The sequence below is a fragment of the Desulfurellaceae bacterium genome (assembly GCA_021296095.1).
In the GTDB taxonomy this organism is placed as follows: Bacteria; Desulfobacterota; Binatia; order Bin18; family Bin18; genus JAAXHF01.
In genome coordinates this window covers 2,739-8,456 of the sequence record JAGWBB010000127.1, presented here as the reverse complement: position 1 = coordinate 8,456, position 5,718 = coordinate 2,739, and the positions used below count along the sequence as shown (strand labels likewise).

General features: G+C 63.5%; 5 protein-coding genes. 1 reads left to right on the top strand and 4 read right to left on the bottom strand.

Annotation, left to right across the window (positions count from 1 at the left end; all coding sequences use genetic code 11):
* The 4 genes from J4F42_20740 to J4F42_20725 form a co-directional block, all read right to left on the bottom strand.
* The coding region (locus J4F42_20740; GenBank protein MCE2487948.1) for an SMP-30/gluconolactonase/LRE family protein at positions 1-896 on the bottom strand (896 nt) is incomplete at its 3' end.
* A 20-nt stretch (positions 897-916) separates the two neighbouring features.
* Positions 917-1,699: a hypothetical protein gene (locus tag J4F42_20735; GenBank protein MCE2487947.1), complete on the bottom strand. Its 783-nt coding sequence runs from the start codon at positions 1,697-1,699 to the stop codon at positions 917-919.
* Between the two features lie 576 nt (positions 1,700-2,275).
* The gene (locus J4F42_20730; GenBank protein MCE2487946.1) at positions 2,276-3,418 is read right to left on the bottom strand and encodes an alpha-hydroxy-acid oxidizing protein; all 1,143 of its coding nucleotides are present in this window, start codon (positions 3,416-3,418) and stop codon (positions 2,276-2,278) included.
* A gap of 32 nt (positions 3,419-3,450) precedes the next feature.
* Positions 3,451-4,536 (bottom strand): alpha-hydroxy-acid oxidizing protein, encoded by a 1,086-nt coding sequence (locus J4F42_20725; GenBank protein ID MCE2487945.1) that lies wholly within the window; start codon positions 4,534-4,536, stop codon positions 3,451-3,453.
* Positions 4,537-4,642: 106 nt separating this feature from the next.
* Here J4F42_20725 and J4F42_20720 point away from each other — a divergent pair.
* Positions 4,643-5,718, top strand: a 1,076-nt coding sequence (locus J4F42_20720) for an amidohydrolase family protein (protein ID MCE2487944.1), incomplete at its 3' end; no start/stop codon positions are given.

Below are 5,718 nucleotides of genomic sequence, written 5' to 3'. Positions count from 1 at the left end.
CCCATCTCGCCAAAGGTGGTCAGGTACAGCGTCTGCCAGTCGTCTCCGCCAAAGCACACGTTGGTGACATGCTTGCCGCCGCTCGGAATCGTGCCCAGGTGCGCGCCCGAGGAATCCATAATCCAGATGCCGCCCGGGCCGGTACAGTAGACGTTGCCCTCGACATCGACCTTCATGCCGTCCGGGACGCCCGGGCGGGGGTCGGCGCTCATGTCGCAGAAGACCCGGTCGGAGGCCAAATTCAGCATGCCCGAGTCCCACATGGCGTCGAGGTCAAAGGCCCGGATGTGGCGTCTGATGGAGTCGTTGATGTACAGCGTCTTCTCGTCGACCGAGAAGGCCAGGCCGTTGGGTAACACAAAGTCCCGCACCAGCAGGTTGATCTGGCCCAGGTCGGGCGACACGCGGTACACGCCGGCGATGTCGAGTTCGGGCTCGACGCCGAGGGTGACCGGATCGGTGAAATAGATCGCCCCGTCGGACTTGACCACCACATCGTTGGGGCGGTTCAGGCGCTGGCCGCGGTAGTTGTTGGCCACGACGGTGATGCTGCCGTCCAGCTCTTCGCGGGTGACCTGACGGCTGGCGTGCTCGCAGGCGATGAGCCGGCCCTGACGGTCGCGGGTCAGGCCGTTGGCATCGTTGGTGGGCTCTTTGTAGAGGCTCACCCCCTGGCCTTCCTGCCACTTGTAGCGCTTGTTGGTGGCGTTATCGCTGAACAGCAGAAAGCCGCCCTCGTTCCACCAGCCGCCGGCCTGCCACCACACCGGGCCTTCGGCCACGCCCCGAATCTTGCCGTCTGCGTCAAACCCGCCGTAGCCCTCGCCCAACCACTCAATCTCGGCGTTCAGATCAATCAGGGCTTCGACTTTCGCGTCAACTTTCTCGACTGCCATGCTTTCCTCCTTGTAGCTGACTAGGATTGGACTGCGGCCAGGGCCTCGACCGCGCGCTTGGCCGCTTCGCGTAAGAACACCACGTCGGCGCCATACATCAGAAACTGGGCTCCGCCGTCTATGGCGGCTTTGATCTGGTCGGGCTGGCCCAGCACGCCAGCGGTCGCAATACCGCGTGCCTGGCACAGGCTGCGGACCTTGTGGGTGGCTTCGGTCATCGAGGGGTGGCTGTACTGGCCGGGAATGCCCAGGCTCTGGCTCAAATCCTGATGGCCGACCAGGACCAGATCGATGCCCGGAATCAGCATGTCCTCGATATTGTCGATGGCTTCCCGGGTTTCGATGACCAGCCCCAGCAGGGTGTTGGCGTTGGCGTGCTCCATGGCGGTGAGCTGATCGACCTCGGCATAATTGGTGCTCGCTCCGCCGTAGATGGCCATGCCCCGCCGTCCCTGGGGATGGTACTTGGCGTACTCGATGAAGCGACGGATATCGTCCCCGGTTCTGGCGTGGGGCAGGATGAGGCTCTGGCAGCCGCCGTCGAGCAGGCGGGTCACGGCCTGGTATTCGAGGTCGGGGACACGCACGATAGGCGCAATGCCTGCGGCATGGGCGTGGGCGACCATATCCACAACCGACTCCAGATTGAGCGCGGAATGCTCGCTACAGATGAACACAAACTCCATGCCCGCCTCGGCCAGCGGATAGATCGCTCCCCGTCCCCGGAGTTCCAGCAGCGCCGTCCCCAGGACCACGCCGCCGGATGTGAGCTTTTTCTTGAGCTGATTGTCACGCATGGGCATCGCGTCGTCCTCCTTTGCCTGCCGCACTCTAGAATCCCGGGCCAAAACAAGTCAAGACGCGACGACCGCCAGTGGTATCTCAGTTTGAGAACGGTTGCCCTGTCTCACCTACAGCGACCCGCTCTGAGTGCGGGCAGCCATGCCGAGAAAATTCCCCCCAGCCCGACACTGAGCACGGCCCTGTCTTCCTTACTCTCTGCCCAAGCTTGACACTTTGCGCGTTATCAGCTGGAACGGCCTGAGTGGGTGAGTGGCGGCTAGGCGGTGCGCCGCAACAGCTCGGCCAACGCCTGGGTGGATGCTCTCAAGACTGTGCCCTGATCCTCCAACGCTGCGCCCTGTTTTCTGAACGCAGCGGCCCGTTCATCAATTTCTCGATCTCGCCGTGCGCCGGGTTCCTTCATCCGTACCAAGCCCACAAGGATCGCAATGAGCCCCACACCACTGATAAGTGTCTGTACCCACATCGCGAGGATTTCTTGTTCTATACCGTCAGCAAAAAGCCAAGGATTTCTCCCCTCTCCCTCTTTGCTACAAGACTGTCGGGCCTTGCCCCTGAGGAGAAAGAGGTGGGACTTACAGCCCTCGGTCCCGTGTCCACTGGGCGGCAAATCCGCCCGCCTCGTATAAGGTCGGGACTCTGACGACAAGCTCGCGGTTGCAGTCCTCGACCTTTGCCACTCCAGCCATGGTCATGGCATAGGCCAGCTCGCGTTGCAGGATACGAAAAACCTGTTCCACACCGGCCTGTCCGCCGACCGCCAGGCCGTACCAGATCGGCCGACCGATCAGGACCGCTGTGGCTCCCAGGGCCAGTGCCTTGAAGACATCCAGGCCGCGGCGGATCCCGCCGTCCATCAGGACCGTGCAGCGGTCTCCCACCGCGTCTACCACCTCGGGCAGGGCTTCAATGGCGGTAATCATCCCGTCCACCAGCCGCGCCCCGTGGTTGGACACGACAATCCCGCTCGCCCCGTGCCTGACGCACAGCTGCGCGTCGTCCGCCCGCAGCACGCCCTTGACGACAATCGGCAGGGCGGTGATGGAGCGCAGCCAGTCCAGGTCGTGCCAGGTTGCGGCCGGGTCAATCTGCTGCATGAAGTCCAGTTTGATCTGGCTGCCGTCGGGCTCGGTGCGGACCAGATTGGCCCAGCGGCCGAGGGTTTCCAGCTGCGGGTCGGGATTGCGCAGCATCTGTTCCTTCAGCATGTCCAGGCTTGGCGTGTCGATGGTCCAGCACAGGGCCGTGCAGCCGGCGGCTTCGGCCCGCCGCACGTACTGGCGCATGTAGTCCCGGTCTTTGAGCATGAAGATGTTGCACCACACCGGACCGCCGGCTGCGGCGGTGACTTCCTCAATGGTGAAGTCCGAGCCGTGGCTCACAATCTCGATCGTGCCGACGGCACCGGCCGCCCGACAGGTGGCCAGATCCCCGTCGGGATGGGCGCCGATCTGTGGCGCTGACGGGGCGGGCAGGACCGGCAGGCTGATCCGCTGTCCCAGCAGCTCGGTCGAGGTATCGACCTGGCTGACATCCTTGAGATAGCGCGGGATGAGACCGACCGAGTCAAAGGCGGGTCGGGTTCGCTTATAGGTAATCTCGTCGTTGAAGCCGCCATCGACCATGTCGAATATGCTCTTGCGCATGACTGTTCGGGCACGGGCTTCGAAGTCGTGCAGGTTCAGTAGAAGGTTCAGTAGACCGTGTTCTTCAAACATAGGCGGGCTCCCCAAGCGGGCGAAAGGCGGACTCAGACGGTCTGGAGCTGCGGTCGGGTCACCAGGCTGGGGTCGATATCACCAATCGTTCTGACTCCACACATGGCCATGGCAAAGTCGAGTTCGTTTCTGAGAATTTCAAAAATGTGGCGCACCCCCTCCTCGCCGGCCACGGCCAGGGCGTAGAACAGCGGCTTGCCGATCAGGCAGGCGCGGGCACCCAGGGCCAGCGCCTTGAGCACGTCGATGCCGCGCCAGATCCCGCCGTCGAGGTAGACCTCACACCGCCCGCCAACCGCGTCGACCACGGCCGGCAGAGCCTCAACCGTGGTGATCGGGCCGTCGAACAGCCGTGCGGCGTGGTTCGACACGATGACGCCGGCCGCGCCATTATCGACCGCCAGGCCGGCATCGTGCGGGCTCATCAGACCCTTGACCACAATCGGCAGCGACGTGACCGAGCGAATCCAGTCCAGGCTCGACCAGGTCAGGGCCGGATCGAAATCGGCCAGAACGGGCAGCAGGCGCGCTACGCCGTCGGGGCCTTTTTTCATCAGATTGCCCTGGGGCATATCTGGATACGGAAAACGGTTGCGGGTTTCTGTCTCTCGGGCCAGCACCGCCCCCGGCCCGCTCGGTACGCTGACCGTCAGGGCCAGGGCCGAATAGCCGGCCGCCTCGGCGCGCTGAATACAGTCCCTGGTGTACTCCCGGTCCGGGTAGACGTACAGCTGAAACCAGCGCGGCCCGTCCGTGACTGCGGCGACTTCTTCCAGGCTGGAGTTGGAGAAATGGCTCAGCACCATCAGTGTGCCGGCCGCCGCCGCCGCCCGGGCGGTGGCCAACTCGCCGTCCGGGTGGGCGTACTGGTGCTGGCCGGGTGGGGCGGGCATGACCGGACAGGCGATGGTGTGGCCCAGGACGGTTGTTGTGGTATCGCGGTTGGCCACATTGCGGAGCATCCTGGGCCTGAGCAGAATGGACTCGAAGGCCGGGCGGGTGCGTCGGGTGGTGACTTCGTCAAAGGCCCCGTGATGGACCATGTCCCAGACCGTCTTGGGCATGAGTTCCCGGGCGCGGGCGCGGTAGTCAAACAGGTTGAGCAATTCGCTAGGCATGGCCGGACTCCGTGCTGAGGTTGGCGGTATATTGCAATTGTTATCTGGAAACGTTTAGATCGTACACCGCTCCGCAACAGCGATCCGTTCAAAAAGGAGGCGCGTCATGCCAGCGACGCACAAGGTCATTTCGGCCGACAGCCATATTGTTGAACCGCCCGATCTGTGGACCAGCCGCGCCCCGGCCAAGTATAAGGACCAGGTTCCCCACATGGTCCACGGCAAGGTCCTGGACGAGTGGTGGATCGGCAACGAATTCATCCAGCCGGCGGCCAGCACCCTGGTCCAGGCCCAGTACCGCAACCAGCTCTATGAGGGCAAACAGTTCGGCAAGCTGAGCGCCGAGGACTGGGACGCGGCGCCGACCCGGCGCTGGGACGCGGTCATGCCCGGCGCCTATCAGCCCAAGGCATTCCTCAAAGACAACGAGTTGGACGGCATCCACGCCTCGGTCATCTACCCCAGCGTCGGCCTGATCTTTTTCAAACGGCCCAACAGCCCGCTGCTGCGCGCAATTTTTCAGGCCTATAACGACTGGATCGCCGAGTTCTGCTCCGAGGACCCGAACCGCCTCAGGGGCGTGGCCATGATCCTGCTGGACGATATCGAGGAGAGCGTCAAAGAGCTGGAGCGGTGTCATCGGATGGGGCTGGCCGCGGCCCAGATTCCGACCTATCCCGAACCCCACCGGCCGTATGACGCCGAGCTGTACGAACCGTTCTGGGAGGCCGCCGAGGCGCTGCGCATGCCGCTCGGCCTCCACATCCAGTCCTGGCGACCCCAGCCGATCTACGGCCAGATGGGACCGGCCTCGGCTCAGCAGCCCGAGGTCGCGCGGTTTATCGGCGAGCAGGAGGTTGGCGCGGACGGACGGACGGGTGTAGACGAAACAGGGCTCCAGGTCAACGTCGCCTTCAAGCCGATTGACTTTCTGGCCACGACCGATTTCTACGTCCGCCGGGCAATCGGTGAGATGATCTTCTCGGGCGTGTTTGAGCGCCACCCCCAGCTGTATGTGGTCGCGGTTGAGTATGACACCGGCTTCGTGCCGTATTTCTTGAACCGCATGGACTGGACCTACAAGGAGTTTGCCGACTTCACCTATCACTTGGGCGGCGACAAGCAGCCCCGCTTCAAGAACGACATGCTGCCCAGCGACTTCTGGCGGAGAAATGTCCGCAT